We start from the raw sequence: 25,863 nt of genomic DNA, 5'->3' as shown, positions 1-25,863 counted from the left end.
CCCAAACCTATGGTGGTGATACGATGGTTAGGATAATGCCCGTTGACAGGCTGACCGACGATGACGTGAGGGAGATTCTGACGAAGTACCGGAAGATAGCCCTCGTTGGAGCTTCTCCGAAGCCCGAGCGCGACGCGAATGAGGTCATGTGCTACCTCATCGAGAAGGGCTACGAGGTCTATCCCGTTAATCCCCGCTACTCCGAGGTTCTCGGGCGGAAGTGCTACCCGAGCGTCCTCGACATTCCCAACGAGGTCGAGATAGTTGACCTCTTCGTAAGGCCGGAGTTCACGAAGGACTACGTTGAGCAGGCGATAAAGAGGGGCGCGAAAGTTGTCTGGTTCCAGTTCGGGACCTATGACCGGGAAGCCTTCAGAAGGGCCAAAGAGTCCGGCCTTATCGCCGTCGCCCACCGCTGTATCAAGCAGGAGCACGCGAGGCTCATCGGGGACTGATATTGGCCTTTAATCCAACTTTTTCCAGCATTGGATAACATCTTCTCAAAGCGAACCCCCCAAGCAAGCTTTTTCCCAAAAGCTTCACCAAGAAACTTTGCAACAGCCTTTGAGAAAGGCTGGCGAAAGAAATGCTCCTTCTAGCCAAAGAGCAGAAAACAGTCGTGCAATAATCAATCAAAACTTTGAAAGGGGTTTAATCCCCCAAACAAACATTTTTCAAGCAGTTTCACATTTTTATCGGTGCCCTCTGGGCGCTTTTTCAGAGTGAAACACTCACCAAAGGGCAAGTTGAGTAGAAACCCATCTCAGAACTTGCCAATTCTTAGAAAGGCACGCATCTTCCGCCAGCGCTGAAGCTTTTGGAAAAGCTTCACCAAAGAAACTTTGCCCGGCAAAGTTTCATCAAAGTTTGTGATTCTTTTTGTAGGGGCTCCGTTGAGAGTGTTTGCGCTTTTAATGGGCTCTTGTAGTGTGGCGAATTCCTAAATTTTGGAAGCTTTCTCACGCGGGTTTACATTTCCCCGCGCTCCGAAGGAGCGCCTCCTAGAGAAACCCCTCCTAAATAACTCCTTTTAAAGAGAATTCCTTGAGAGTACTGCCACTTAAGAGTACAAACTCCTTAAAATTTCATTCTTAGAGAAGAATCACGAACCTTGGTCAAACTTCGCGCTCAGCCTTTGAGAAAGGCTGGCGAAAAGAACGCCCTTCTTCTCAAAAAGCAAAAAGTCAGTCGTGCACTGACCGAGTGCAAGTTTAGACCGGGTTTACCACCAAACAAGGCTTTTCAAGCAGTTCCAACTTTGTCATTGGCGTCCGAAGGACGCCGTTTAAAGAATGGAACACTCGCCTAAAAGCAAGTGAATGAGAAACCCACTCAGAAATGAATACTTCAAAAAGGCACATCATCTTCCGCCAGCGCTTGCGAAGGAAGCTTTTGAAAAAAGCTTCACCAAAAGCTCGTGATTCTTCTTTAAAGCTCCAGCATAATAGGATTTCAAAACCAAGCCCGCCGTTGGAAGTTTGAATTCATTTGGATTAAGGCCTTCCACGCGGGTTCCATTTACCCGCGCTCCTTTGGAGCGCTAAAGACGTGAACCCACTTAAAAGGCGCTTTTAAAGGAATTCACCCCTTCAAAGGAGCAACCCAAAAAGAAATCCACTCAAAGAATTAGGCTTTTTTCAACAAGGGAATCACGAACTTTGATGAAACTTTTCACCAGAAAAGTTTCTCCGCCAGCGTTTTCGTCAGAAAAAGCTATTAGGGGGTGTGGGGGCGTTAGCCCCCCGGAGTTTTAAGAGAAAACGGGGTTGTGGGGCGAAGCCCCACTCCGGGGGTTTGAGAGTACAGAGAGATAAGGGGGCGGAGCCCCCTTGTCTTTCGTTATGGTGCGGGGGCCGGGATTTGAACCCGGGAACCCCTGCGGGACGGGACCCTAAATCCCGCGCCTTTGGCCAGGCTCGGCTACCCCCGCGCGGAAGTGAGTTTTCGCTCCACCTTTAAAAGCTTTGAGGGGAAAGCCTTATAAGGACGTAAAGGAAGCTTTACGTAAAGGAAACTTTACATGGTGGGAGCATGGATAGGTGGAAGCTCATTGGATACGCAATCCCCACAACAACGGCCCTCCTGCTGAGCCTCGCACTGTGGAAGGGAAGTGTTCTTCTGGCCTTCGGAGTTCTAGCGGCTTCAATTGCATCTTCGTTCCTCTACGCGGAGTGGCTCCAAAAACGCGGTGAAGTCATAAGCGATGAAAGAACACTCCGCATCGAGGAGGCCGCCTCGCGGAGAACTCTCCAGGGGGTCGTGCTGGCAATGGCATTTTCCGTAGTGGTCCTTTCGGTTCTCTCCGAGAGGGAGCCGGGCCTGAGGAGCGCCTACTACCTCGCCCTTGCCCTGATGGTTTTAACGTCTGTCCTCAAGCTGTGCATGAGGCACTACTACTCGCGGGTGATGTGAATGGGGTTCAAAACAATCCACTTCCTGTTTCTCTTCGCGACTATGTTGCTGATGAGCTACTATTCCGGGATAAACACCTACCTGAGCTGGCTCTTCTTCACAATCACATGGCTCGGGGCGTGGCTCCTCCTGAGGGTGTACAACAAAAGGGAACCAGTAACCGACGAGAGGACAGAGCTGCTAACCCTGAAGAGCCTCTACAACGGAATGGGGATTGGTCTCGTGGTCTTCGGCTACGAGCTGATATGGCTTATTGGCCACGACTACGAAACGGCAGTTCTGCTTTCTAAGTGGCTCATTTTGCCCCTGCTTGCAGGCGTTTTGGCCGCAGCAATTCTGAAAGCTTACTACGAGAGGGTGATGTGATGCACAACAGGTTGCGCGAGCTTAGGGAGGCGAAAGGGCTAACTCAAGAAGAGCTCGCAAGGGCCTTAGGGGTTACGAGGCAGACGGTTATTGCGATTGAGAAAGGGAAATACGACCCCTCCCTAAGGCTGGCCTTCAAGATAGCGCGATTCTTCGGCGTTAAAATCGAGGACATCTTCATCTACGAGGGTGATGAAAATGCTCGTTGAGGTTGAGAACCTTGAGAAGGATTATGGAAAGGTAAAGGCCCTCAAGGGTGTGAGCTTCTCCATCCGAGAGGGCGAAATCTTCGGTCTCATCGGGCCGAACGGAGCGGGAAAGAGCACGACCCTCAAAATCCTCGCAACGCTCCTGAAGCCAACCGGCGGGACGGCGAAAATAGCGGGCTATGACGTCGTCAAGGAAGCCGACAGGGTCAGGGCACTAATCAGCTACCTGCCCGAGGAGGCCGGAGCGTACAAGAACCTCACCGGGAGGGAGTACCTGGAGTTCATGGCAAGGCTCTACGCCAAAGACGAGCGGAAAGCCCGGGAGATGCTTACGCTGGGTGTTGAGCTCTCCGGCCTCGGGGAGAGGCTCGACGACAAGGTTTCAACTTACTCCAAGGGAATGACGCGCAAGCTGTTGATAGCGAGGGCCCTCATGGTGAGGCCGAAGTTAGCCATCCTCGACGAGCCGGCGAGCGGGCTCGACATAGTGAACGCCTACGAGATAAGGAAGACGATAAGGCGCTTCGCGAGGAGCAAAGGAACGACGTTCCTTATTTCGAGCCACAACATGCTCGAAGTCGAGTTCCTCTGCGACCGCGTTGCCATGATTGCCGGCGGAAGAATCGTCGAGATTGGTACGCCGGAGGAGCTGAAAGAAAAATACAACGCCGAGAACCTTGAGGAGGTCTTCATGAGGGCCATCGGCGTGAGCATTCCGGAGCCGGTCGGAGGTGAGGGCTCATGAGCGATTTCATTGTCATGGCCAAGAAGGAGATAAAGAACCTGATGCGGGACAGAAAGCTGATTTTCGGCCTTATAATCGTGCCCCTTATCGTCTACCCCGCCCTTGGAAAGATGATGCAGTTCGGTTTTGAAAGCGCGACGAAGGAAACGCACGTGGCGATAGTCAACTTCGACGATGGAAAGTACGGCGAGTTGCTGATAAAGGCCCTAAACGTCACCCCCAACGTCACGGTAACCGTCATAAGCGCGGGTTCGGTTGACGACGCCCTGAGAAAGGCACTCCAGGAGAACCAAAACGTTCTGGTCGTGATTCCTCATAACTTCAGCGAGAGCATTGAGTCCGATGAAGTGGCGACGGTCCAGATATACGGGGTCTTCAAGGAGATTGGCTCGGGAATGAGAGAGAGCGTGAGCGAGGGCAGGATTAACGCCGTGATAAACGTTCTCTCGGAGGAGATAGCAAAGCTCAAGGTTCAGGAACTCGGCGCGAAGAACCCGGACGCGGTTCTGCATCCGATAAGGGCGGAGAGCAAGTCTTACCTGCTCGGTAGAATCGTTGACGCTCCCCCAACGGTTGTCTCGCAGGTCCTGGCTTCCCAATCCTACGGACTGCCCCTCATAGTCTTCCTGATGGTCATGATAACGTCCCAGATGTCGGCGGGGGCTGTGGCGAGCGAAAAGGAGAACAAAACCCTTGAGACGCTCCTGACGCTCCCGGTGAGAAGGACGACTATTGTGGCATCGAAGATAACGGGAACGGCGGTTATGGGCGTCATAGCGGCCTTAGCTTACATGATTGGCCTCAAGCAGTACATGGCGGGTTTCGGAACCCAGACTGGCGTTTCGCTGAGTGAACTCGGCCTCTCGATAACACCAACAGGCATGGCACTCTTCGGCATCGTCGTCTTCCTGACGATAGCCTTTTCGCTGAGCCTTGCGATGCTCCTCGCGGTTTTCGCCGAGGACGTTCAGAGCGCCAACACGGTGGTCAGCTCGATTATACTGCCACTCGCCTTCCCGTCGTTCATTCTGATGTTCGTTGATATCAGCCAGCTCCCGGCACTCTGGAAGTACCTCCTGCTCGCCAGCCCCTTCACTCACCCTGTCGTGGACTACCGCTACCTCATAGCGAAGGACTACACGGCCCTCGGCGCGAGTATAGCCTACCTCGCCATCGTCGCCGGTGCAACGCTCTACGTAACCGCGAGGGTCTTCGCCAGCGAGAAAATCCTGACCGCAAGGCTCGGATGGGGAAGGCGGAAGGGGAGAGAGTGAGCGGGTTTTCTTTTCTAATTCTCTTTGAGTCTTATTGCAACCCTCTTTACGAGTATAAGAGCACGACTTCCCATTCCTTTCAATTCTCCTTGAGTCTTATTGCAACGCATAGAGATACACGAGATGATAGACTCGGAAATGACTTTCAATTCTCTTCGAGTCTTATTGCAACGACTCCCCACGGAGCCCTACCATCCCCATCTGTCCCCCTTTCAATTCTCCTCGAGTCTTATTGCAACTCGTCCCTGTCCTCAAATTCAGTGTAGTAATAGCGAGCTTTCAATTCTCCTCGAGTCTTATTGCAACTCAAGCAGGAGGGCTATGATTTGACTTTTTTGGGCTTACTTTCAATTCTCCTCGAGTCTTATTGCAACTGCCGACCACAACGCCGGTCCTGGAGTAATACTTAGTTCTTTCAATTCTCCTCGAGTCTTATTGCAACAGTCGGTCGGCAAGAAAGACGACGACGATGACTTAGTGCTTTCAATTCTCCTCGAGTCTTATTGCAACAAGGCGCGAAACTCGCCCTTTCGCCCAACAGAGAAAGACGGACCTTCTAATATTTAAGCATTTCTGGAAATCGGGCTTTAACCCGGACCCTTTGTGGCTTGTCCAAACCGCTTGATGGGCACTCCCACAAGCGCGAACAACCCTGATTGGTGCTTCCCTCAGTCAGTGGAATACCTTACCGCGATTTCCCGGGGTGTTACTGACCTCTGTTGGGTTGTCCAACGGCTATCCTGCGTCTGTCCCAAAAACAATCCAATTTAAGCAGGTTTTACGGTCGTTTAGGCGCGGGAATGCATCATTAAGACTGTCCGAAAATATCTCGTTACACAGACCAACAAAATCATTCCAATAAGTTACGTCTACATAACCACAAAAATCGATTTCCGGGGCGGACCTGTAAGGGTATTCCCCAAAGGAAGGCCAAAGCGAGCCAAAAAATTGTGAAGAACCGCATTTGTCGAGGTATCACTCAATCGGCACGCCGTCCTTTGTCCTCGGGGCGAGCCACTTCATGAGCTTCCTCGGGTTCTTCGTGCGGATTATTATCGTTATCGGGCCTAACGGGGACTCCTCGTTGAAGTTCACCACTCCCGCGTAAGCGGCCTGCTTGTTCACCTTGACGATTATCTCCTCACCGAAGTAGCCCTCCTCGAGGAAGGAGCGCGCGGTGTCGAGTATCGCCTGCCCGCGGAACAGCTCGTAGAGCCTGCTCAGCGCTTTCCTGCTCCTCGTCTTTCCGGTGAGGATTACGTAATCGCCCCGGTCAAAGGCCTCGAACTCCAAATCCGGCACGAGGTTCAGCATAGCCTTCTTTACCTTCTCAAGGCTTTCGGTCGGGTAAACGTACGCCTCAAGCTCGACTTCCTCAAACAGCTCCTCCATGCTCCCACCGGGCCTAATGTCGAGGGAGGACTTATAAAGTCAACCGTTCTGACCCTTCTTGAGTTCGCGCGTGATGTCCTCAATGAGGGTCTCTACCTTCTCCTCGTACTCCTCCTTGCTCCCGTCGTTTATCAGCATGTAATCTGCCATCGCTATAACACCACCGATTCCAAAGCGGAGCTCCTTCCAGTCCCTCTCCTCGAAGTCCTCCCAGCTCTGGGGGTCGTCGTGCCTCCCCCTAGCCTTCAGCCTCTCGAAGCGGAGCTTCGGCGGTGTGTGGACCGCGACGATGACGATTTTCTCCCCGGGAAAGGCTCCTCTGAAGGTTCCCACCTCGTCGAGGGAACGGACGCCGTCTATGACCACTAACGGGCTCTCCTCCAGAAGGGCCCTCACCTTCTCGACCGCGAGCTTGGCAACGGCGTTCTGGCCGAGTTCCTGCCTCAGCCGTATACTCACCTTGGCGACGTTTTCCTTCGTGAGCTCGAGGCCCCGCTTTACCGTCTCCTCGCGGACGATGTCGCCGAGAGAAACGCTTGGAAATCCCCTCTTCTCGAACTCCTTCACGATCCTGCTCTTTCCAGAACCGGGCATTCCGGTGACTATTACTATCATTGAGCCCACCCCGAGTAGCTCGAATGGGATTTAAAAAGATAACCCTCACCGAAGAAAGTCCTCCAGCGTTCCCTTTCTCTTCGGCTTTTCTTCGGTCACTCTTTTCTCGATTCCAAGGTAGCGGTAGATTCCGTCGAGGATTTTGGCACCTATTCCCTCGACTTCGAGGAGTTCAGCGGGCTTCGCGTTCACTATCGCCTCAACGCTCCGGAAGCCGGCGTTGTAGAGAGCCCTTGCCCTCTTCCTTCCGATGTTGGGAAGTTTGACGAGTTCGAGGAGCTCTTCCCTAACGCCGTGCTTCAGGCGGAGGTGCAGGTCGCGGAGGTAGTTAAGGATTTCCTCCTTCGGCTCGAAGAGCTTGTAGAGCTCGATGAGGGAATACATGAGCCAGTCGGCAAGCTCAAGGAGCCTGTAGAGGTCGCCGGGGTCTATTAGATATGTCTCGTAAATCCTCGCCTCGGGAACCTCGTTAATCCAGTCGAGGAGAACCTTTGCCGTCTTCACCTGGCCGAGGAAGCCCTGGAAGCGTGAGTCCTCGTAGTAGGGTATGCTCGCGTAGAGCTTGTCCTCGAGCTCGTAAGCTAAGTCGAGGTAGTCCTCCATCTCGCGCCTCCTCGCGTTCAGGGTTGCCATGTCAGGCGTTGAGGCTATGAGCTGGAAGATTCCGAAGGGGTTCGGATTCCGCTCGATTGCCGGAAAGGCGTCCTTGAACTTCTTGGCCGTGAGCGGGTCTATGTAGAGCTGAGACGTTCTCTTGCCGAAGGGCAACGGCATGAAGCTGTCGTCGAGGTCAAGGTCGATGAACTCGTTCTCTATGAGGAAGTAAACCACGTCTTTGGCTTTGTACTCGAGCGAGCTCAAGTCCTTCCTCTGGTGGGCGTAGAAGGTTTTCTCAAGGAAGCGGACGAGCTCGGGGAAGCTTTTGATTCCGAAGTTGGTAATTAAGGCTAAAACCTGACTCCTAAAGGCCTGCTCGTTGGCGAGCATAGAGAAGAGCTTCTCAGGCTTTCCGCGAATGTAGCGCTCCATAAGCTTGCCCGGCTCGTCGGTTCTGGCAACTATTATCGCCTCGCCGTATTTGTCGTACCTCGGCCTTCCAGCCCTTCCCATCATCTGCTGGATTTCCAGAACGGGAATATCCGTCCAGCCGAAGCCGGCGTAGCGCTTGGTGTCGCGGATTATTACTCTAAATGAGGGGAGATTGACACCCGCTGAATTGTGCACAATAAAGCCGACGCTGTAGCTCTCATCGTCCTCGACTTCAAGGTTGTAGACTTCTCCCTCGTAAAACTCTTCCTCAACGGAGCGAACTTTGAATAGAAGATAACCGTTCCAGATGGTGTTCACGTTGTAGGTCCTGTTTCCTTTCGGAGGAACCTCAAGACCGAGTTCTTCGAGCAACATATAGTAGGAGCGCCCGCTGATTTTGACCTCGTAAATTGGCTTTCTGGTTTTCCCAATTCCCGACTTGCGTATGCTTCTCGAAATTGAAGAAACATATCCAAGGGAGCCAATGAGGAGCTGAATCTGGTAGGCTAAAGTGGGAGAAACTGTGGTATAGCTTATGTAGTTGACCCTACCGGCACCGTTGTCTCTTTTAATGTAGCCATCTCCCTCAATGAGGCCCCTCAGAAGGCCGAGTCTAACTTCTCGATTCCTGTTAAAGAGAAGCACGTCGGGAATCCGCTTCTTATGGGCCTGGTGTCCGATGTTCTCTCTGAGCCATTCTGCAAATCTCTTGTTGCAGAAGCGGACAGTTCTCCTGTTCCGCTCGTGGTCTTCCACAACAACGTTAGCATGTGGGAAATACTTTTTAATAGTTTGAACGAGGAATTCTGTAATCTCTATTTCGTGAGTACCAATAGCAAAGCTTATAGCACCTGTTTTAGACGTTGAACCTTCGGCAATCCACAGGCCTAACAGCCTCGCAGTTTCAAAGTTTAGTGGTAAGAATTCGGGGGTTCTCCTCACAGAGGGATGCAATTTATCCGTTTTTCCGAACTGATTTGAGACATAACTCGGTTTCCGCAGAGGAATTCTGTCCACCGTAACTTTCGGCTCTGGAATTGGCTGAAGGAGCATGTACGATACCTTTTCGTCCCTGTTGTTTTCAACGAGTTCCTTGAGTTCTTGAGCGGTTATCCACTCCGGCCCCTTGAACTCCCACCATATCACCTGCCTTCCATCGGAGTAGTGGGCCTTGTGGCGGATTCTTTTAACGACCCACACCATATGCTCAGGTGTTATCCTCACGGGAAGGGTGCCTCTCGCTTTGATTACAAGCATCCTGCCCTTATGTGGCCGTTTGATGGGGGAGATGACTCTCTTAAAATTGCCGCTGTGAGTCAGGACTTCATCTCTTTCACTGAGCTCACTTACTTTTTTAACGCCGTTTTTTGTTATTACTGGCGTTTCTGGGTGCATACAGAGGGTCGGCGTCGCTGTTATGACTTTAATCAGTCCATCCCGGAAAGCGTCCTCGATGAGGGTTCTCTCAACCCTGCTCAGTCCAGCGTGATGGAAGGCGACGCCGCCCCTGAGGGCCCGCTTTAGCTTCTCGCTCGTGGGGTTGTCCTCGAGCTGGCTGGTGAGGCTTTCCAACGCCCGCTTCTCGGGCTTGGTCAGATAAGACGATACGAGCTTTGAGAGGGCCAGGGCTTCCTTCTCTGCCGAGCGCCTCGTGTTGACGAAAACTAAGGCACCCTTGCCCCGCTTTACGGCATCGGTAACGAGGGAGTACCAGTTCTCGGGGTAGCTCTGGACCTTCCCGTCCTCCCAGATGAGCGTTCCGAGGTGGAAAACCCCTTTTCTCAGCTGAACGGGTCTCCAGTCGCTGACGACGAGGGAAGCGTCGAGCCACTCAGCCAGCTCCTCCGCGTTGCCGACTGTGGCGCTCAAGGCCAATATCTGCGCCCTGCCGAGCATGTGCGTTAGAATCATCTCGAGCGTCGCACCCCTGTCGTAGGAGCCGATTAGGTGGACCTCGTCGGCAACCACGAGCTTAACGTCGTCAATCCACCTCGCGCCGTGCCTGAGAAGGGAGTCGAACTTCTCAGCTGTGGCAACTATTATGTCGTACCTCCCGAGCCAGTCGTCGGTCGAGTCGTAATCTCCTGTGGTCGCCGCGACCTTCAGGCCCAGCTTCTCCCACTCCTTGAACTCGCGGTACTTCTCCTCGGCGAGGGCCTTGAGGGGGACGAGGTAGACGGCTTTGCCTCCCTCACGGAGGAGCTTGTTCACCATGACTATCTCGCTCACGAGGGTTTTTCCGCTCGCCGTTGGGATTGCCAGAACGAGGTTTTTACCTTCTAATACACCGCTCTTCAAGGCTTCAGCCTGCGGTGGGTAAAGCTCCTCTATTCCCCTCTCCTTGATGACGGCCTTAAGTCTCTCGTCAACGGGAAGTTCGTCAACCTTCATTTCGACCGCAATCCTTATTGAGGGAGCGGTTAAATAGGTTTGGGATGGGTATGGAAGTTCCGTACGTTGTTTTTGAAGTCTGGAAGAAAGACCGGGAAAGAGGCACTTATGCCATTGACGCATACTTCACGGAGTTTGTTTCTCTGACCCCCAGGAAGGTAACGCTTGTTAGGGACGCTAGGTCGCTCAGAGCAGTCAAGGCAACAAATCCCCTCCCCGTTCTACTGGGAAGGCCAGTTGAAGAACTCCTAAAAGAGCTTTATACGGTCCTGCAGGGTGCATCCATCGAGGCTCGGGAGAAGAGAGTCGGCCACATGAGGCGCTGGAACGTCTGGAGAATACTTGGAATTCCAACAGGTCACGGCAGACATATAGCAATAGATGAGGAGCTTGCCAAGGTCGAGCGTGAGAATACACTCGGACTGGCGCTCCTTGGGAAAATCCTCGGAGTAAAAGGAGAAAGTGAGCTGACCGAGGTTAGGGTGAGGGAGAAGGGAGTTGTCTACCGCAGGCTGTGGCTTGAAGGGGGCGAGGTCGTAGGTGACGGGGGAACAGATAAGGTCTACACCAACCTTCTGAGGATGGACCCAACGTTTAGAACGGCGTTCTATTCAGCCATTCTCAGAAAAATAACTCTAACGGAAGAAATAAGAAAGGGAGCTCAAGCCTTCGCGTACAGCCAGCAGGCGACGTAGTGGTCTGTCTCCACCTCAACCATTGGAGGCTCCTGCTTGTCGCAGAGGCCAGCTTTGGCGAGCGGGCACCTCGGGTGGAAGCGGCACCCCTTCGGCGGGTTAATCGGACTCGGCGGCTCGCCTTTGATTTCCATTTTCTTCTTCTTTCTCGCCAGCTCCGGGTCGGGAATTGGTATGGCCGAGAGGAGCATCTGGGTGTAAGGATGGAGTGGGTTCTCGAAGATTTTCTCGGCTGGACCGACCTCGACGAGCTTTCCAAGGTACATAACGCCCATCTTGTGGCTCATGTACTTAACGACACCGAGGTCGTGGCTTATGAAAAGGTACGAGAAGCCGTGCCTTCTCTGGAGGTCCTTGAGGGTGTTGAGTATGTTCGCCTGCACCGAAACGTCTAAAGCTGATGTCGGCTCGTCGAGGACGACGAAATCAGGCTGAAGGGCGAGTATCTTCGCCAGCGCTATCCTCTGCCTCTGACCACCGCTGAACTCGTGGGGGTAGCGATAGAGGTGCATCTCGTTGAGGCCGACGCTCTCGAGGAGCCTAATCACGAACTCCTCCGGGTCGTCAACCTCGATGCCGTGGAACTTGACCGGCTCCATTATGATGTTGAAGACCGTCTGCCTCGGGTCGAGCGACGAGTAGGGGTCCTGGAACATTATCTGGGCGTGCCTCCTGAACCAGAGGAGCTCCTTGCCCTTGAGCTTGGTCACGTCCCTGCCCTTGAAGGTTATCTTTCCGTCGGTCGGCTCGATTAACCTGAGGATTGTCCTCCCCGTGGTGGTCTTTCCACAACCGCTCTCGCCGACGAGTCCAAAGGTTTCTCCGGGCTGAATCTCGAAGCTGACGCCATCAACGGCCTTAACCCACGCCACCGTTCTCAGGAGGCTCCTAACCGGGAAGTGCTTCTTGAGGTTTTCAACCTTGAGCACTGGCTCCATCATCATCACCTCAGTACCTGTGGCAGGCCACGAAGTGGCCCGGCTCTATCTCCTTGAGCTCTGGAACCTCTTTCCTGCACCTCTCCTCGGCCAGCGGGCACCTCGGGTGGAAGCGACAGCCCTTCGGTGGCGTTATGAGGTTCGGCACCGTTCCCGGAATGCTCTCGAGCTTCTCTATCTTTCCGAGCGGGTTCGGGACGGCCCTGAGGAGCGCCGCGGTGTAGGGGTGAAGCGGGTTGTGGAATATCTGGTCGACTGTTCCTATCTCGACGACCTTCCCGGCGTACATGACGACGACGCGCTGGGCCGTCTCAGCAACGACACCGAGGTTGTGGGTTATCATGAGCACGGTCGCGTTGTACTTCCTCTTCAGCTCGTTGAGTAGCTCGAGTATCTGGGCCTGAACCGTGACGTCTAAGGCCGTCGTCGGCTCGTCCGCTATGAGCAGGCGTGGATTGTTGGCGATTCCGATTCCTATGACGACCCTCTGCTTCATACCACCGCTCATCTCGTGGGGATAGTTCTTCACCCTGTTCTCCGGGTCTGGAATTAGAACCTCGCGGAGTATGTTAACGGCCTTCGCTATGCCCTCCTTGATGTTCTTGACCTTTCCGTGAACCTCCATAGCTTCTCCAATCTGGTAGCCGACGGTGTAGAGCGGGTCCAGGGAGGAGTGCGGGTCCTGGAATATGTAGGCTATCTCGTTACCGCGGATTTCCCTGATTTCCTCATCGCTCAGCTTGAGCAAATCAACGGTTGAGCCGTCGTCGCGGTGGTAGATGACCTGTCCGTTCACTATCTTTCCCGGACTCTCGATGAGCTTGGTTATCGCCCTTGATGTGACGCTCTTTCCACAGCCGGTCTCGCCGACCAGTGCCAGGGTTTCACCGCGGTATATGTCGAATGAGACGTTCTCGATTGCCTTGACCACTCCCGCGTAAGTGTAAAAGTAAACGCTGAGGTTTCTAATCTCTATGATTGGTTCAGGCACTGGCCTCACCTCCAGTGGACTTCTTCTTGAGCTTGAACTCGAGGCTCCTCCTCGTTCTCGGGTCGAGTATGTCCCTCAAACCATCGCCGAGGAGGTTCCAGCCAAGGACGACGGTGACTATGACTATTCCCGGGAAGGCGACCAGCCACCACGCCTGTGGGAACTGCTGAGAGCCCTGGTTGATGAGGTTACCCCAGTCCGGTATCGGTGGAACCGCACCGAGTCCAAGGAAGCTCAGACCGGCCTCCGTGAGGATGATTCCACCGAAGTCCATTGTAATCATAACCAGTATCGGGCCGATGATGTTAGGAAGAATGTGCCTGAAGAGTATCGTCCTCGTTGGCAGACCTATAGCACGGGCGGCTTCGACGTAGAGGTTCTCCTTTTCGGTCAGCGTCGAACCACGCGTTATCCTCGCGTAACCCGGCCACCAGACTATGACAAGGGCAACGAAGACGGCCAGCAGTTTTCCGAGGTTGTTAACGTCCCTTGGATGGAGTGCGAACAGCTTGAGCACGAGGGTTTGCGCCCATGCGTGTGCGTTGAGGAAGTTCTGAATCCTGCCGGGCAGAACTGCGGAGAGGGCTATTGCGAGGATTAATCCAGGGAAGGCAAGGAACATGTCCGTTATACGCATTATGAGCTCGTCAATCTTGCCGCCGTAGTAGCCGGAGATTAAGCCGAGGATTATGCCTATCGTCGGGCCTATCAGGATGATGAAGATGTCCAGCACGAGTGCCGTCCTCGCACCGGCGAGCAGGATGCTGACGAGGTCCCTTCCGTAGGTGTCGGAGCCAAGGAGGTAGTGAATGTGGGTCGTGTAGTGGACTATGTAGCCGTTCTCTATCGTCGTCACGTTGAGGAAATACGTTGAGCCGGGAGGCGCGAGTTGGGCGGAGTAGTTGTAGTTGACGGGGAAGAAGTCGTAGGGCCACGGGGCCAGATATGGGCCAAAGATTCCGATGAAAATGTAGATGATAACGATGAAGAGCCCTAAGAGCGTCGGCGGTGAGCGGTTTATGGCGTAGGCCATCAGCTTCCATTCCTTTATCCTGGACTGATTCTTACGCTTCCAGTCCTTTTTGATGTGGTCCATAAGGGACGCAAAGCCGTCTATTAGCTTGTCGCTGAACCTGTCAAGTATGCCCATCTCGTATTCTTCCCTCGTCTCGTACTCCTCAACATTGGTATCGGCCATGGCAACCACCTCAGAACCTCACCCTCGGGTCTATGACCGCGTAGAGGATGTCTGCAACGAGGTTGGCGGTAACGAAGACTATGGCGTAGAGGAAGGTCACGCCTATTAAGGCAGGGAAGTCGAGGTACATTATCGCCTGGAGCGCGTAGCGACCGATTCCGGGGAGGTTGAAGACGGTCTCGGTAATCGGCGTTCCTGCGAGCAGTCCTCCGAACTGGAGGGCGAGGATTGTTATGACGGGGACGAGGGCGTTCTTGAGAACGTGCCTGTAGAGCCTGCTCTTTGGAACTCCCTTGGCTTTGAGGAAGAGCGTGCTGTCCCTGCTGTAGGCCTCAAGGAAGGAGTTCCTCGTGAACCTCATGAGGACACCCGCCGCGGCGATTCCAAGCGTAAAGCCCGGAAGCCAGAAGCGCTTGACCTGCTCGACGAAGTTGCCCCAGTTGAGCGTTAGTATGTCGTCTATGACGGGGATGTGTGTTATCTTGTGGGGCGGACCCGGCGGAATTCCCGCGAGTGTCGTCATGTTCCAGTGAATGAAGAAGAGCCATATGAAGAGGTAGGCTATAACGTAGATTGGCGTTGAGATGAATATCAAAGCTATTATCCTGAGAACCATGTCCGTGGTTGTGTTCCTCTTAAGCGCGGAGATTATACCCAACGGGAGGCCCATTAGGACCACGAACAGGAACGCAAACAACGCCAGTTGGAACGTTACAACGAAACGATTACCTATGTTCGTAAAAACCGGCTCCTGATTCAGGGGGTCGAGCAGGGAGTTTGTAAAGAGACCCTTAACAAGGAAAATGTACTGGTCGTACCAAGGCTGGTCGAGGTGGTACTCCTTTTTAATCATCTCGATTGCGGCCTGAGAAGCCTTCTCACCCCCGGCCCAGGCTCGGACGGGATTGGCCGGGATTACGTAGGCTATTACAAAAACGATGAGCGTGACTCCGATGAGGGTTGGGATAAAAGTCAGTGCCCTTCTAACGAGGAACTTTCCAAGCCCTGCCACGTCCTTTCCCTCCTTTAGCTTCTACGTTTAGAACAATCGAAAGAAAAGAAAGGGAATCAGCCGTTTATAACCTCGTAGTTGAGGCTGTCAAAGACAACCGCACTCTGGAGGAACGGGCCAATGTAGTCGTCCGGGTCGAGGAAGTCCGGGGCCCATCCGACGATGTAGACGTCGAAGTCGCCGCTGGCCGTCTTGCTGAGGAGGGTCGGCCAGGAGAGCGGCGTCACTGAAATCTTGAAGCCGAGCTGTCCCCAGCTGTTCTGGAGGAGCGTTGCCAGCTTCTCACGCTGTGAGTTTCCAGTGTTGTAGTAGATGCTTATCGTGTACTTCTTCGGGTCGATTCCCGACTTCTTTATGAGTTCAAGGGCCTTGGCGAGGTTGTAGGTGTACTTGGTAACACCGTAGGTCGTGTAGCCGAGCCATCCAATCGGAATCGGTCCGTAGTTGGGCACCATGTAGCCCTTGTAGACGGCCTGGTAAATCTGCTGGTACGGGGTTGCCCATGCGAGGGCCTCCCTGACGAGCTGGTTGTCGAAGGGCTTCTTCTGGACGTTGAGGACTATGAAGAGCATGTCCGGAGTTACGAAGGAGTCAATCTTGGACTGGAAGTTGCCGAGCTTGAGGTTCTTGACGGCGTTGAGCCTGTCAACAGGGACTGCGGCGATGTCGGCGACGCCCTTCTGGAAGAGGCTTATCCTCGTGGTAGCGTCGTTGGAGATTACGTAGATGACGCGCTTGGTGGTGACGTAGTTCGGGTACTTCTGCTCAAGCTTCTTCCAGACGCTGGCGTTCCAGTAGTACGGGTTCCTCTCGAGGATTATGTAGCTGTTCTGCTTGGCGGCCTTAATGTAGAACGGCCCGGTGAAGACACCGATGAGGTTGTTCTGGAGCATCTTGTGAATCGGGTCGTTGGAACCCTGCTGGATGTACTTGTTCCAGGCCTCGGGGTTCCTGCCCCAGTCCGCCGCCTTCATGGCCTCCTCATACTTGTCGCCGAGCATGTACTTGGCAGGGATGACCATGAGGTACGGGTCGGCAAGAACGCTGAGTATTCCACCGTACGGCTGCGGCAGGACGAGCTTGTAAACGCCGGCGGTGGGTCCACTGTAGCCGAAGAACTGGAGGAGCTCATTAAGGCTCTTAACCTCCTTGGTCTTGCCGTTGTAGTCGGCTATTATTCCGCCCTTGGCGAGGACCTTGTTGAACTCCTGGTCGCTCATGGCGTAGCTCTTCTTGAGGTCGGTGTAGGTAGCAAGCATCCAGTTGACGGAGTAGCCAGCCCTGAGGATGCGCCAGAACTCGAACTCGACGTCGGTGGCGTTAATCGGGTAGAGTTTGCCGGTCTTGGGGTCGTAGGCCTTGACTCCACCGCGGATGACGAAGTACCAGACGGTTCCGTTCTTGTTGTGAGCCCAAGCAACCGCAAGGTCGGGTGAGACCTTCTTGGTCTCGTTCTCCCAGTAGGTAACGAGCGTGTCACCGACGTTGTGGTAGAGGGCCCATCCGAAGGTCTCGTAGTCGAAAGCCGGGTCGAAGGAGCTTGGCCATCCGATGGTGGTTTCAACTATCGTTCCAGGCTCGTTCTCGTAGTTGCCTATTCCAATCTGCACCTTGGGGGCGTTCTTGTCCTCCATAACGAGGTCCCAGCGCGCGGCGAGGACCGGGTTGTAATACCAGTTGTGGACCCAGCTCCAGTAAACACGGGTTGCTTTGTTGTCACCGATGATTATCTCGGGAACGAGCTTGTTGGCGAGGATGTAGAGGGCGTTGTAGAGGGCACCCCTAAGGGTTGGGTCGGTAACCTTCCTCGCTACCTGGATGAGGGCATCGAGGTCAGGGTCGCGCATGAAGGCGGGGTTAATCTGACCGAAACCCTGCTGGTTCTTCATGAGCTCCTGAATGGTCGGAGTCTTCTGCTCGTTGACCTTGTAGGAGACGACTACAACGGGCTTGTTCGGCAGGTTGCTAACCTTTGCACCGCTTCCCGCTGGACCAACGACAACCACGTACTTCGGAGTATCAACAACGGTCGCCTTGGAGAGGTGCTCCTCTATGTACTTAACCGCCTTGGACTGCTGGACGGTTGTGGTGGTTGTTCCAGCCGAGGAGCTTGAAGTTGTGCTTGAAGTGCTTGAGCTCGCGCTGGATTGGCTGGATGAGGAGCTTGGGGAAGCCGGACTAACGGTCGTCTTGCTAACACTGCTTCCTCCAATACAGCCGCTGGCCACTACAGAAAACGCAACCAAAAAAACTACCAAAAGCACTACTGCGGTTTTACCTTTCATAAATGCCCACCTCTGTCTATTGAGGCAATAAGAATTGTGTCGATGAAGTAATAAAGCTTTCGCTGAACGTTTCATCATGGTGATGAACTACTAACCCCAGTAATGATGTCCATCTGGACTCAAGACATTTACAGAAAAGCTTAAATGAGCGGCCCTCCAATTAAAGAACGAAGAAAATTTCGGCGGTGATGCCAATGGTCAGGTCGTATGTTTTGTTGACTGTGGAAATTGGAAAAGTTGAGAGCGTTATCGAGGCCCTCAAGCAGATACCGGGCGTTACCAAGGCCGACGCCGTCACCGGTCCCTACGATGCCATCGTCCACATCGAGGCCAAGGACCTCGGTGAGCTGACGAGGAGAATCCTCCACGACATCCACAACATCGACGGCGTTATAGACACCACTACCGCCATCGTCGTTGAGATGGAGGAGGAGTGATTACCTTCTCTTCCTCTTAGCCTTGCCCTTCTTGGACTTTGCCCTCGAACGGAGTTCTCTAATCTTCTCCGCAATCATTTTGAGGCTCTTCCCCTTTCCGTAGGGGCTCTCAACCCTCAGGAAACCGTAGGTTCTGAGCTCCTCGTCGAGGCCAGAGAGACGGGGGTTGAGCTTGCTGTGGTCCTTTTCAATGACCTTCATCCCAAGGATTAGAACGGCGTCCTCTACCTCGGAGAGCTTTGGGGCGTCAACCGCGACGTTCTTGGGAACGGTTCTCCCGTACTTCCTGCTGAGTCTCGCGTCGAGCTCGCTCGGCCACACCGCGAACTTCATCTTCCCACCCGGCAAGATTTAAAAGACCGGCCGTTAAAAACCCTTTTGGTGAAGGTCATGGCCATCAAAAACCTTGAGAAAGACGTGCTCAGCTTCATGACCCCCGGAGACGTTGTTTTAATCGAGTATCAGTCGCGAGAACCAATAGAGAGCCTCGCGTGGGGAGAGCTGTTACCTGCCATAAACGCCGGCGGGGTAGTCGTTGTTGACTTCTTTGGAATGGGCGAGATTCTGCTGAGGAAGTTCATGAGGAGGGGAGATGTTGATTACTCCGGCGTTCTGGAGCTCCTGAAGGACCTAAGGGTCGTGAGGGTCGGGCCGGGAACGGTAACCTACGGCGAAATCCTTGAGGACGTTGTGCCGAGCTACGACCCGCACACGTTCCTGAGGAGCTACCACTCCATCATGAGCAAGATATCACGGCTTCCCCAGAAGCCGAAGTACATGGTGACCTTCGGACTCGGCCACTACATCCACTTCAACCCCGAGAACGCCATCAAGTCAATACTCACGGCGGTGAGCACGATTCCAGCGGAGGACCTCATCATAATCAACTTCGTGAACGCCGACGTCATAAAGCGCGCTCACCTCGCGATACTCGAGGAACTCAGCACGGCAATAGTAGAGGTCTCCGGAGGGGAGTTCAAAGTCTACAAGGACGGTGGGATTGGTGATTGAGGAGGGAAGCAGGGTTCTTCTCGTCGATAAGAGGGGAAAGCGCTACCTTGTGAAGGTTGAGGACCGGGAATTCCACACCGACCTTGGAATCCTCAAACTTGGCGAGCTCATAGGAAAGCCCTACGGGAGCAGGATAGAGAGCCATAAAGGTGAAACCTTCGTGGCGCTCAAGCCAGACATCAATGACATAATAGCGAAGATGAAACGCGGACCACAGATAGTCCACCCCAAGGATGCGGGCATAATAATAGCCTACGCCGGCATTTCACCCGGCGACACCGTCATAGAAGCCGGCGCCGGGAGCGGGGCTTTGACAATCTTCCTCGCCAACGCCGTAGGACCGGAGGGAAAAGTGATAAGCTACGAGGTCAGGAAGGACTTCTACGAGATAGCGAAGAGGAACATTGAGCTTGCCGGCTTCTCGGACAGGGTTGTTCTGAAGAACAGGAGCATCTACGACGGCATAGAGGAGGAAACCGCCGACCACATCGTTCTGGATTTACCGCAACCGGAGAACGTCCTTCCGCACGCGGTTGATGTTTTAAGGCCCGGTGGCTACTTCGTGGCCTACACACCCTGTATGAACCAGGTTCACCGCTTCTTCAGGGCGCTGGAGGAGTACAGGGAGCACTTCATGAGGCCGAGGGTCGTCGAGGTCCTCGTCAGAGAACAGGAGGTAAAGAGGGACTGTATGAGGCCGAAAACGACGATGCTGGCCCATACAGGCTATATAACCTTCCTCAGGAAGCTGTGAGCTCTTCTTTCTTTCCGTCCCCAAACGTGAGGTAGGCTATTAACCAGCTGAGTGCTATCACCGTCACTGATTTAATGAGGGGATTGCTCCCGAGGAGTTCCCTGACAAGGGGCACCGCCCCATAGAGAAGGGGCAGAAACATCCCCAAGGCCGCCACAATCACGGCGATGTGATACACAACCCGCTTCCATTTCATTTTCAGCACCGCAATAACCTCCATATCAGCATTAAAAAGCGTTTCCTTCAGGTTTCAAAGTCCTCCCTCGAAATCCCTTCGGAGTTCTCAACCAAAGGTTGAGCACATCTTTATAAACACTAAAGGTTCTGAACCTTTAGATGTCCAACTTTGGGCTCATGCACGGAGGTGTTCATCGTGTACCGGATACTCGAGAAGAAGGAGCTCTCCATGAGGAACATCTGGTATAAGGTTGAGGCCCCCCACGTGGCCAAGAAGGTCCAGCCCGGCCAGTTCGTCATCGTGAGGGCCTTCCCGAACGGCGAAAGGATTCCCCTCACGCCGGTGATGTGGGACAGGGAAGAGGGCTGGATTGTCCTGATAACCTTCATCCGCGGAAAGACGACCATGAGGATGGCCAACGAGCTCAAGCCCGGCGATTCAATCCTAAACATAGCCGGCCCCCTCGGAAACCCGGCCGAGATGGAAAAGTTCGGTAAGATTCTCGCGATTGGAGCCTACACTGGAATAGTCGAGGTCTATCCTATAGCCAAGGCCTGGCAGGAACTTGGAAACGACGTCACGACGCTCCACGTCACATTTGAACCGATGGTCGTTCTCAGGGACGAGCTTGAGAAGGCCGTTGGAAGGCACGTCCTCGAGACCGTTCCCATTGACCCGAACCTCGACTTCCCGACCAACATGAAGAACGTCACCAAGAGGCTCGTCGAGAAGGTTCGCGAGATGCTTGAAAAAGAGGATTACGACCTCGTCTTCATGGTCGGCCCGGCCGGCGACCAGAAGGCCGTCTTCGAGGTCGTCAAGGAGTTTGGAATCCCGATGAAGGCCGACCTGCACCCGATTATGGTAGACGGAACCGGTATGTGCGGTGCCTGCCGTGTTACAGTCGGCGGTGAGGTCAAGTTCGCCTGCATAGACGGTCCCGAGTTCGACGCCTATCAGGTTGACTGGGACGTTCTCATAGCGAGGACCGGTTATTACACTGACATGGAGATGAGGGCGTTTCAGGAGTACATGAAGGCCGTCCAGGGAGGTGAGCAGTGATGGCCGTCAAGAGGAAGCTCATCAAGGAGCGCGTTCCAACGCCGGAGAGGCCGGCGGAGGAGAGGATTAAGGACTTCAAGGAGGTCAACCTCGGTTACACCTTCGAGCTTGCCGTTAAGGAAGCGGAGCGTTGCCTCCAGTGTCCGGCAAACTACGCGCCCTGTATAAAAGGCTGTCCCGTCCACATAGACATTCCGGGCTTCATCGGCAAGCTCGTCCAGTACCGCGACGACCCGGACAAGGCCGTGAAGGAGGCCCTTCAGGTCATATGGGCCTGCAACTCCCTTCCGGCCACGACTGGTCGCGTCTGCCCACAGGAGGACCAGTGTGAGATGAACTGTGTCATGGGTAAAGTCGGAGACAAGGTCAACATCGGCAAGCTCGAGAGGTTCGTTGCCGACTACGCCCGCGAGAAGGGCATAGACGAGGAGCTCCTCTTCGAGATGGTGCCGAAGATAGAGAAGAAGGGACAGCGCGTAGCAATCATAGGGGCCGGTCCGGCCGGACTTACGGCAGCGGGAGAGCTGGCGAAGCTCGGCTACGACGTTACAATCTACGAGGCCCTTCACGAGCCCGGAGGAGTTCTGATGTACGGCATTCCCGAGTTCAGGCTCCCCAAGAGCATCGTCGAGAGCGAGATTGACAAGCTCAGGAAGCTCGGCGTCAAAATACTCACCGACCACATAGTTGGAAAGACCGTGACCATAGAGGAGCTCCTTGAAGAGTACGACGCCGTCTTCATAGGCTCGGGCGCCGGAACTCCAAGACTCATCAACGCTCCCGGCATAAACCTCAACGGAATCTACACTGCCAACGAGTTCCTTACAAGGGTTAACCTCATGAAGGCCTACCTGTTCCCCGAGTACGACACTCCTGTGAAGGTCGGGAAGAGGGTAATCGTCATCGGCGCCGGAAACACTGCAATGGACGCGGCTCGCTCTGCAAGGCGCTTCGGTGCCGAGGTTATCATCGCGTACAGGCGCGGTGAGGAGGACGTTTCCGCCAGGGAGGAAGAGGTCGAGCACGCCAAGGAAGAAGGTATAAAGTTCGAGTACTTCGTCAATCCGGTTGAGTTCATCGGCGACGAGAAGGGCAACGTCAAAGCCGTTAAGTTCGAGAAGATGAAACCGCTCGAGGAGCGCGACAGCAGGGGCAAGAGGAAGATAGTCGGAACCGGCGAGTACGTGACGATTGAGGCGGACACCGTCATAATAGCAATCGGCAAGCACCCCAACAGGCTCATCATCAACACGCCCGGCCTGAAGGTCGAGCGCGGAAGAATCGTAGTCGATGAGAACCTTATGACGAGCATTCCGGGAGTCTTCGCCGGCGGAGACGCGATAAGGGGAGAGGCAACGGTTATCCTCGCAATGGGCGACGGAAGAAGGGCCGCGAAGGCAATCCACGAGTACCTCACAAAGAAGAGGGAAGGCCAGAACGCGTGAGGGGTTCCTCTCCTCTTGTTTTCTTGTTACTTAAACACCGCCTCAAGCACCGGGTCAGGGATTTTGTAATGGACGTTCCGGCCCTCTTTGACCTTCTGGAGGAAAGAGGAATCTACGAGCGCCTTTAGAAGCCTCGCCAGCACGCTGTCGGCTATGCTCTTGCCTTCTTTCCGTTCGAGGTGCTCTTTTATCTCTTCCCACGTGTTCCTTCCGCTCGCAACTGCGCGCATTATCTCCAGGTAGCGTTTCCTTGCCGAGGGTCTCTTGGAGAGGAAGTTCTCGAACTCCTCCAGCGCGAGTCTCTTGGCCTCTTCAAAGACATCCTCGACTATTTCACTGGAGGGCCCCTTCTCGAGAACCCTCCTGCCGAAGAGGACGAGCCAGCCAACGATGCCGTCGAGCTTCTCCACCGCAGCCTCGATTAGCTCTTCTGGAGGGGTAACCCTAACCTGTTCGAACCCCTTAATCAGAAAGTCCTTGCTCTGCTCCCGCGTGAACCTTGAGAGTGTAACCTCGTGGAAGTACCTGCCGTAGAGGGGCGCCTTGGGGTCGTCCACGCCGAGGTAGTCGTGGAGCAGACCAACTTCGGAGCCGGTCATGACGATTCTCAGGTTCGAGTAGTCGTAGAGGTGAGCGATTAAACCAGAGAACTCGCTTCCTATGGGGCCCCTCAAATACTGCACCTCATCGAAGGCCAGAACGACGTTGTGCTTCTCGAGCTCCCGGAACAGGGCTATCAAGTCCGTTTTCTCCTCGCGCCAAGAGAGATTGACGCCGAAGCTTAGAACTCGAAGGCCCGTTATGGTCCTGAGGTTCTCCTTGAGGTCCTCCCAGAGGCTGCGGTTCTCACGGAAGAAGAGGTTTAACGCGCTTTCTATCCGCTTGTAGACGTCCATTCTGGAGTTCGGGTTCACTCCTCTGAAGTCCACGAGAACGTAGGGAACGCCGAGTTCGTTCAGCCCCACGAGGAGGAGAGAGGTTTTCCCCAGCCTCCGGATTCCAGTGATGACCGTGAGGGGATTGTTTGAGCGGAGGGAGTTTTCAAAGTCGCTCAGCTCTTTCTCCCTGTCGTACAAATCCTCGCGCTTCCTCTTCGGTCGGGTATCGAAGTACGTAACTACCACCCCAGTAGTTAACTACTGGGGCAGAAGTTATAAGGGTTTGGTTTTTAAGTCGCTGGTAGGAGTAGGGAAGGCGATGACGAGCCTCACGGTAGCTGAAACGTGATGAGGGGTATACTGACGGAGCCGTTAGGCTTTTATCCTCCCCTTCTTGAAAGAAACCGAGCGATGACGACCTCTAGGGTATCTGAGTCCGTGTTTTACACGGCAAAAATGATGAGAGCTAAGGGCCGAGCTCACTCCTCCTCAAGCTCTTCAATCTCCTCAAGGATTTCCTCGAACTTCTTGAAGTCCTCGGTTTGGGCGAGGAGAGTTATGAAGTCGTCTATCTCTTTCTTCTCCAGGAACGCTCCAGCTAAGAGCTTTCCGGTGTAGCGGTTGTTCTTAATCTCCCAGAACATATAGAACTCGGGGAAGTTCTCCTTTATCTTCCTGTAGGCGACGCCGTACTTTGAGTCCTTGAGCGGGTTCTGTTCGAGGTAGAAGTGCCCCGGCTCCAGTTCAATCATGTGGAGAATCGCTCCCCTCTTTGTCTTAACAAGCTTCACCTTAACGTCCCATTCCTTCAGAACCTTCATAGTAACCACCAAGAAGAATAGGCAAGAAGATACTTAACGGTTGCGGAAAGGAGAAGGTCAGAGGCTCTCCAGATACTTCGCGTAGGCCTCTGCATCCATGAGCTCCTTGAGCTCTTCCTCGAGGTTGCTCGGCTTGAGCTTGGCAATCCAGTGCTCGTAAGGCTCTTCGTTGAGAACCTCGGGGCTGTCCTCAAGTTCTTCGTTGACCTCAATGACCTCGCCGCTGACCGGAGCGTAGACCTCGCTGACTGCCTTGACGCTCTCGAGTTCACAGAGAACGTCGCCTTTGTTGACCTCGGTTCCAACCTCGGGAAGCTCGACGTAGGCCAAATCGCCCAGCTCCTTCTGGGCGTAGTCGCTTATGCCGACGAGAACGGTTCCGTCGTCGAGGACCTGAACCCACTCGTGGTCCTTCGTGTAGTAGAGACCTTCCTTAACCTTGTAGTCTCCAACTTCAATCATGAACATCACCGTCCACCCTAACAACTTTGGGCATTTAAACCTTTCTCGAAACGGAAGGCTTATATCGCACCATGCCCAGAGTTTAGGGGACTCTAAAGCGAGGTGGGCCGATGCAGATTATAGGCTACGTTCTCATCATCATAGCCCTGTGCAGGTTCCTCGCGGAGCTCTTCGAGAGGCTCGGCTACCCGGGAATAGTGGGCGAGATAGCGGCCGGCCTGATACTGGGCTACGTTCTGAGCGGCGTTCCCTCCAACGAGATGAACCTCCTCGCAGAGTTCGGTATATTCTTCCTTATGATTTCGGCGGGGCTTGAGATAACGCCGGAGGAGCTCCACATAGGCGGGAGAAAGGCTCTGCCAGTCTATGGGGTGACGTTTGGCGTCATGCTTCTAATCACCCTACCCTTCACTGATTACAGCATCGGAACCGGAAACGTGCTTGCCGCGGCAATCCTAGCGGTTGCTAGCGCGCCGATAGTGGTCAAGCTCAAGCGTTTCTTCGGCGACGACTACCTCCACGTTGCCCTGTCCTACGCGATAATCAGTGAGGTCTCAATACTGATACTAGTGTACATCCTGGCGAACTTCAAGGGGGCAGAGAGCACCCTAAATCTCTTGACGACGATAGCGAAACAGGTTCTCTTCATCGGTGGCGTGCTCTACATCAATTATAAAATCGGAATCCAGCACAAGGTGTGGCTCATAAAACAGCTCAGAAAGCTGAAGAGCGACGAGGCCGTCTTCGGTATCTTCATGGTCTTCGCGGCGACTCTCGGATTCATAAGTGAGGAAGTGGGAATGCACTTTACAATCGGCGGTTTCCTCGCAGGGTTGCTCCTCCACAGCGATTTGGTCGGTACAAAGCAGTACGAGAGGCTTGAAACGATTCTAAGCGGTGTGACCAGCGGAATCTTCGCACCCATATTCTTCGCCTGGCGTGGGATGAACTTTAGGGCGGAGATAACCCCCGTGGTGCTCTACGGGTTCCTCGTGGTGTACTCCGTCCGCTTCCTGCTGACTGTAATCCTCGAGTGGGATGGGCGGCCAGTCAGTTCGCTCGCCAAGGCAACGGGACTCGTCAGCTTTGGAATCCTTGGCCTGCTCGTGGCGGACCTCGGAAACAGCTACGGCGTTTTAACTGGAACCCTCTACTCGATAACCGCATTCACCTCAGTCGCGGGGATATTCCTGTCCGCCACGATTGGAAGAATCCTCAGCGCAGCCCAGAAACCCTAAGAATTTTTGGGCAAGGTTTATAAGC

The 25,863-nt window shown here is 54.1% G+C and carries 25 protein-coding genes, 1 tRNA gene, 3 pseudogenes and 1 CRISPR repeat array; of the genes and pseudogenes, 13 read left to right on the top strand and 16 right to left on the bottom strand.

Annotation, left to right across the window (positions count from 1 at the left end):
* Positions 1-23 precede the first annotated feature (23 nt).
* The gene (locus tag ACYQ04_RS00800; RefSeq protein WP_460126803.1) at positions 24-455 is read left to right on the top strand and encodes a CoA-binding protein; all 432 of its coding nucleotides are present in this window, start codon (positions 24-26) and stop codon (positions 453-455) included.
* A gap of 1,387 nt (positions 456-1,842) precedes the next feature.
* Here ACYQ04_RS00800 and ACYQ04_RS00795 read toward each other — a convergent pair.
* Positions 1,843-1,930, bottom strand: a tRNA-Leu gene (locus ACYQ04_RS00795).
* 101 nt (positions 1,931-2,031) lie between these two features.
* On the opposite strand from ACYQ04_RS00795, the gene ACYQ04_RS00790 reads away from it, so the two are divergent.
* Genes ACYQ04_RS00790 through ACYQ04_RS00770 form a run of 5 tightly spaced genes read left to right on the top strand, consistent with a single transcriptional unit; the run spans position 2,032 to position 5,006 of the window.
* A complete protein-coding gene (locus tag ACYQ04_RS00790) occupies positions 2,032-2,412 on the top strand; it encodes a DUF2178 domain-containing protein (protein WP_460126801.1) in 381 nt (126 codons plus the stop codon).
* Positions 2,413-2,778, top strand: a complete 366-nt coding sequence (locus tag ACYQ04_RS00785; protein WP_460126799.1) for a hypothetical protein — start codon at positions 2,413-2,415, stop codon at positions 2,776-2,778.
* Entirely contained in the window at positions 2,778-2,987 is a 210-nt protein-coding gene (locus ACYQ04_RS00780) for a helix-turn-helix transcriptional regulator (protein ID WP_460126797.1), read from the top strand. Before ACYQ04_RS00785 ends, ACYQ04_RS00780 begins: the two co-directional genes overlap by 1 nt.
* Complete coding sequence (locus tag ACYQ04_RS00775) at positions 2,977-3,732, top strand: ABC transporter ATP-binding protein (protein WP_460127238.1); 756 nt, start codon at positions 2,977-2,979, stop codon at positions 3,730-3,732. The genes ACYQ04_RS00780 and ACYQ04_RS00775 overlap by 11 nt, the downstream gene beginning before the upstream one ends.
* Positions 3,729-5,006, top strand: a complete 1,278-nt coding sequence (locus ACYQ04_RS00770) for an ABC transporter permease (protein WP_460126795.1) — start codon at positions 3,729-3,731, stop codon at positions 5,004-5,006. Before ACYQ04_RS00775 ends, ACYQ04_RS00770 begins: the two co-directional genes overlap by 4 nt.
* 11 nt (positions 5,007-5,017) lie before the next feature.
* Positions 5,018-5,516: a CRISPR direct-repeat array (repeat unit 30 nt; unit sequence CTTTCAATTCTCCTCGAGTCTTATTGCAAC).
* A 465-nt stretch (positions 5,517-5,981) separates the two neighbouring features.
* On the opposite strand, the gene ACYQ04_RS00765 is transcribed toward ACYQ04_RS00770, so the two are convergent.
* The 5 genes and pseudogenes from ACYQ04_RS00765 to ACYQ04_RS00745 form a co-directional block, all read right to left on the bottom strand.
* Positions 5,982-6,398 (bottom strand): RNA-binding domain-containing protein, encoded by a 417-nt coding sequence (locus ACYQ04_RS00765; RefSeq protein ID WP_460126793.1) that lies wholly within the window; start codon positions 6,396-6,398, stop codon positions 5,982-5,984.
* A 39-nt stretch (positions 6,399-6,437) separates the two neighbouring features.
* Entirely contained in the window at positions 6,438-7,013 is a 576-nt protein-coding gene (locus ACYQ04_RS00760) for a dephospho-CoA kinase (protein WP_460126791.1), read from the bottom strand.
* 45 nt (positions 7,014-7,058) lie between these two features.
* Positions 7,059-8,228: pseudogene (locus ACYQ04_RS00755) on the bottom strand (helix-hairpin-helix domain-containing protein); the annotation flags it as partial.
* A 180-nt stretch (positions 8,229-8,408) separates the two neighbouring features.
* Positions 8,409-9,095, bottom strand: a pseudogene (locus ACYQ04_RS00750) (LAGLIDADG family homing endonuclease); the annotation flags it as partial.
* Positions 9,096-9,419: 324 nt separating this feature from the next.
* Positions 9,420-10,433 (bottom strand): annotated as a pseudogene (locus ACYQ04_RS00745) (DEAD/DEAH box helicase); the annotation flags it as partial.
* A 44-nt stretch (positions 10,434-10,477) separates the two neighbouring features.
* On the opposite strand from ACYQ04_RS00745, the gene ACYQ04_RS00740 reads away from it, so the two are divergent.
* Positions 10,478-11,128, top strand: a complete 651-nt coding sequence (locus tag ACYQ04_RS00740) for a hypothetical protein (RefSeq protein WP_460126789.1) — start codon at positions 10,478-10,480, stop codon at positions 11,126-11,128.
* Here ACYQ04_RS00740 and ACYQ04_RS00735 read toward each other — a convergent pair.
* The 5 genes from ACYQ04_RS00735 to ACYQ04_RS00715 are packed head-to-tail and all read right to left on the bottom strand — an operon-like array spanning position 11,095 to position 17,552.
* Positions 11,095-12,069, bottom strand: a complete 975-nt coding sequence (locus ACYQ04_RS00735) for an ABC transporter ATP-binding protein (protein ID WP_460127237.1) — start codon at positions 12,067-12,069, stop codon at positions 11,095-11,097. The two genes, ACYQ04_RS00740 and ACYQ04_RS00735, sit on opposite strands and share 34 nt — an antisense overlap.
* Before the next feature lie 7 nt (positions 12,070-12,076).
* Positions 12,077-13,057, bottom strand: a complete 981-nt coding sequence (locus ACYQ04_RS00730) for an ABC transporter ATP-binding protein (protein WP_460126787.1) — start codon at positions 13,055-13,057, stop codon at positions 12,077-12,079.
* Positions 13,050-14,255: an ABC transporter permease gene (locus ACYQ04_RS00725; RefSeq protein WP_460127236.1), complete on the bottom strand. Its 1,206-nt coding sequence runs from the start codon at positions 14,253-14,255 to the stop codon at positions 13,050-13,052. Before ACYQ04_RS00725 ends, ACYQ04_RS00730 begins: the two co-directional genes overlap by 8 nt.
* A 10-nt stretch (positions 14,256-14,265) precedes the next feature.
* Positions 14,266-15,267 (bottom strand): ABC transporter permease, encoded by a 1,002-nt coding sequence (locus ACYQ04_RS00720; protein ID WP_099212227.1) that lies wholly within the window; start codon positions 15,265-15,267, stop codon positions 14,266-14,268.
* A gap of 56 nt (positions 15,268-15,323) precedes the next feature.
* Positions 15,324-17,552: an ABC transporter substrate-binding protein gene (locus ACYQ04_RS00715; RefSeq protein ID WP_460126785.1), complete on the bottom strand. Its 2,229-nt coding sequence runs from the start codon at positions 17,550-17,552 to the stop codon at positions 15,324-15,326.
* Positions 17,553-17,746: 194 nt separating this feature from the next.
* On the opposite strand from ACYQ04_RS00715, the gene ACYQ04_RS00710 reads away from it, so the two are divergent.
* Positions 17,747-17,989 carry an Lrp/AsnC family transcriptional regulator gene (locus tag ACYQ04_RS00710; protein ID WP_042691796.1) on the top strand — a complete coding sequence of 81 codons (243 nt, stop codon included), beginning with the start codon at positions 17,747-17,749 and terminating at the stop codon, positions 17,987-17,989.
* On the opposite strand, the gene ACYQ04_RS00705 is transcribed toward ACYQ04_RS00710, so the two are convergent.
* Positions 17,990-18,322: a signal recognition particle protein Srp19 gene (locus ACYQ04_RS00705; protein ID WP_460126783.1), complete on the bottom strand. Its 333-nt coding sequence runs from the start codon at positions 18,320-18,322 to the stop codon at positions 17,990-17,992.
* Between the two features lie 57 nt (positions 18,323-18,379).
* On the opposite strand from ACYQ04_RS00705, the gene ACYQ04_RS00700 reads away from it, so the two are divergent.
* A complete protein-coding gene (locus tag ACYQ04_RS00700) occupies positions 18,380-19,000 on the top strand; it encodes a DUF257 family protein (protein ID WP_460127235.1) in 621 nt (206 codons plus the stop codon).
* Positions 18,993-19,754: a methyltransferase domain-containing protein gene (locus ACYQ04_RS00695; protein WP_167913866.1), complete on the top strand. Its 762-nt coding sequence runs from the start codon at positions 18,993-18,995 to the stop codon at positions 19,752-19,754. The genes ACYQ04_RS00700 and ACYQ04_RS00695 overlap by 8 nt, the downstream gene beginning before the upstream one ends.
* Here ACYQ04_RS00695 and ACYQ04_RS00690 read toward each other — a convergent pair.
* A complete protein-coding gene (locus tag ACYQ04_RS00690) occupies positions 19,741-19,959 on the bottom strand; it encodes a hypothetical protein (RefSeq protein ID WP_460126780.1) in 219 nt (72 codons plus the stop codon). The genes ACYQ04_RS00695 and ACYQ04_RS00690 overlap by 14 nt on opposite strands.
* A gap of 168 nt (positions 19,960-20,127) precedes the next feature.
* Here ACYQ04_RS00690 and ACYQ04_RS00685 point away from each other — a divergent pair, with 168 nt between their 5' ends.
* Both ACYQ04_RS00685 and gltA read left to right on the top strand, forming a co-directional pair.
* Positions 20,128-20,994: a sulfide/dihydroorotate dehydrogenase-like FAD/NAD-binding protein gene (locus ACYQ04_RS00685; protein WP_460126778.1), complete on the top strand. Its 867-nt coding sequence runs from the start codon at positions 20,128-20,130 to the stop codon at positions 20,992-20,994.
* The gene (gene gltA, locus ACYQ04_RS00680; protein ID WP_460126776.1) at positions 20,994-22,439 is read left to right on the top strand and encodes an NADPH-dependent glutamate synthase; all 1,446 of its coding nucleotides are present in this window, start codon (positions 20,994-20,996) and stop codon (positions 22,437-22,439) included. Before ACYQ04_RS00685 ends, gltA begins: the two co-directional genes overlap by 1 nt.
* A 26-nt stretch (positions 22,440-22,465) precedes the next feature.
* On the opposite strand, the gene ACYQ04_RS00675 is transcribed toward gltA, so the two are convergent.
* The 3 genes from ACYQ04_RS00675 to gcvH form a co-directional block, all read right to left on the bottom strand.
* Positions 22,466-23,563, bottom strand: a complete 1,098-nt coding sequence (locus ACYQ04_RS00675) for an AAA family ATPase (RefSeq protein WP_460126774.1) — start codon at positions 23,561-23,563, stop codon at positions 22,466-22,468.
* 233 nt (positions 23,564-23,796) lie between these two features.
* Positions 23,797-24,138: a DUF7132 family protein gene (locus ACYQ04_RS00670; protein WP_042691817.1), complete on the bottom strand. Its 342-nt coding sequence runs from the start codon at positions 24,136-24,138 to the stop codon at positions 23,797-23,799.
* A gap of 57 nt (positions 24,139-24,195) precedes the next feature.
* Positions 24,196-24,600: a glycine cleavage system protein GcvH gene (gene gcvH / locus ACYQ04_RS00665; protein ID WP_460127234.1), complete on the bottom strand. Its 405-nt coding sequence runs from the start codon at positions 24,598-24,600 to the stop codon at positions 24,196-24,198.
* Positions 24,601-24,710: 110 nt separating this feature from the next.
* Here gcvH and ACYQ04_RS00660 point away from each other — a divergent pair, with 110 nt between their 5' ends.
* Positions 24,711-25,838, top strand: a complete 1,128-nt coding sequence (locus tag ACYQ04_RS00660; protein WP_460126772.1) for a cation:proton antiporter — start codon at positions 24,711-24,713, stop codon at positions 25,836-25,838.
* Positions 25,839-25,863: the final 25 nt, after the last annotated feature.

This window comes from Thermococcus prieurii, assembly GCF_054657655.1.
This window is presented reverse-complemented; position numbering and strand designations above follow the sequence as displayed.

Coding starts and splice junctions, on each gene's coding strand:
- ACYQ04_RS00765 (WP_460126793.1), bottom strand. CDS start 6,398: ATGGAGGAGCTGTTTGAGGAAGTCGAGCTTGAGGCGTACGTTTACCCG.
- ACYQ04_RS00775 (WP_460127238.1), top strand. CDS start 2,977: ATGCTCGTTGAGGTTGAGAACCTTGAGAAGGATTATGGAAAGGTAAAG.
- ACYQ04_RS00740 (WP_460126789.1), top strand. CDS start 10,478: ATGGGTATGGAAGTTCCGTACGTTGTTTTTGAAGTCTGGAAGAAAGAC.
- ACYQ04_RS00660 (WP_460126772.1), top strand. CDS start 24,711: ATGCAGATTATAGGCTACGTTCTCATCATCATAGCCCTGTGCAGGTTC.
- ACYQ04_RS00705 (WP_460126783.1), bottom strand. CDS start 18,322: ATGAAGTTCGCGGTGTGGCCGAGCGAGCTCGACGCGAGACTCAGCAGG.
- ACYQ04_RS00715 (WP_460126785.1), bottom strand. CDS start 17,552: ATGAAAGGTAAAACCGCAGTAGTGCTTTTGGTAGTTTTTTTGGTTGCG.
- ACYQ04_RS00770 (WP_460126795.1), top strand. CDS start 3,729: ATGAGCGATTTCATTGTCATGGCCAAGAAGGAGATAAAGAACCTGATG.
- ACYQ04_RS00670 (WP_042691817.1), bottom strand. CDS start 24,138: ATGAAGGTTCTGAAGGAATGGGACGTTAAGGTGAAGCTTGTTAAGACA.
- ACYQ04_RS00725 (WP_460127236.1), bottom strand. CDS start 14,255: ATGGCCGATACCAATGTTGAGGAGTACGAGACGAGGGAAGAATACGAG.
- gcvH (WP_460127234.1), bottom strand. CDS start 24,600: ATGATTGAAGTTGGAGACTACAAGGTTAAGGAAGGTCTCTACTACACG.
- ACYQ04_RS00785 (WP_460126799.1), top strand. CDS start 2,413: ATGGGGTTCAAAACAATCCACTTCCTGTTTCTCTTCGCGACTATGTTG.
- ACYQ04_RS00800 (WP_460126803.1), top strand. CDS start 24: ATGGTTAGGATAATGCCCGTTGACAGGCTGACCGACGATGACGTGAGG.
- ACYQ04_RS00790 (WP_460126801.1), top strand. CDS start 2,032: ATGGATAGGTGGAAGCTCATTGGATACGCAATCCCCACAACAACGGCC.
- ACYQ04_RS00780 (WP_460126797.1), top strand. CDS start 2,778: ATGCACAACAGGTTGCGCGAGCTTAGGGAGGCGAAAGGGCTAACTCAA.
- ACYQ04_RS00710 (WP_042691796.1), top strand. CDS start 17,747: ATGGTCAGGTCGTATGTTTTGTTGACTGTGGAAATTGGAAAAGTTGAG.
- gltA (WP_460126776.1), top strand. CDS start 20,994: ATGGCCGTCAAGAGGAAGCTCATCAAGGAGCGCGTTCCAACGCCGGAG.
- ACYQ04_RS00700 (WP_460127235.1), top strand. CDS start 18,380: ATGGCCATCAAAAACCTTGAGAAAGACGTGCTCAGCTTCATGACCCCC.
- ACYQ04_RS00760 (WP_460126791.1), bottom strand. CDS start 7,013: ATGATAGTAATAGTCACCGGAATGCCCGGTTCTGGAAAGAGCAGGATC.
- ACYQ04_RS00735 (WP_460127237.1), bottom strand. CDS start 12,069: ATGATGGAGCCAGTGCTCAAGGTTGAAAACCTCAAGAAGCACTTCCCG.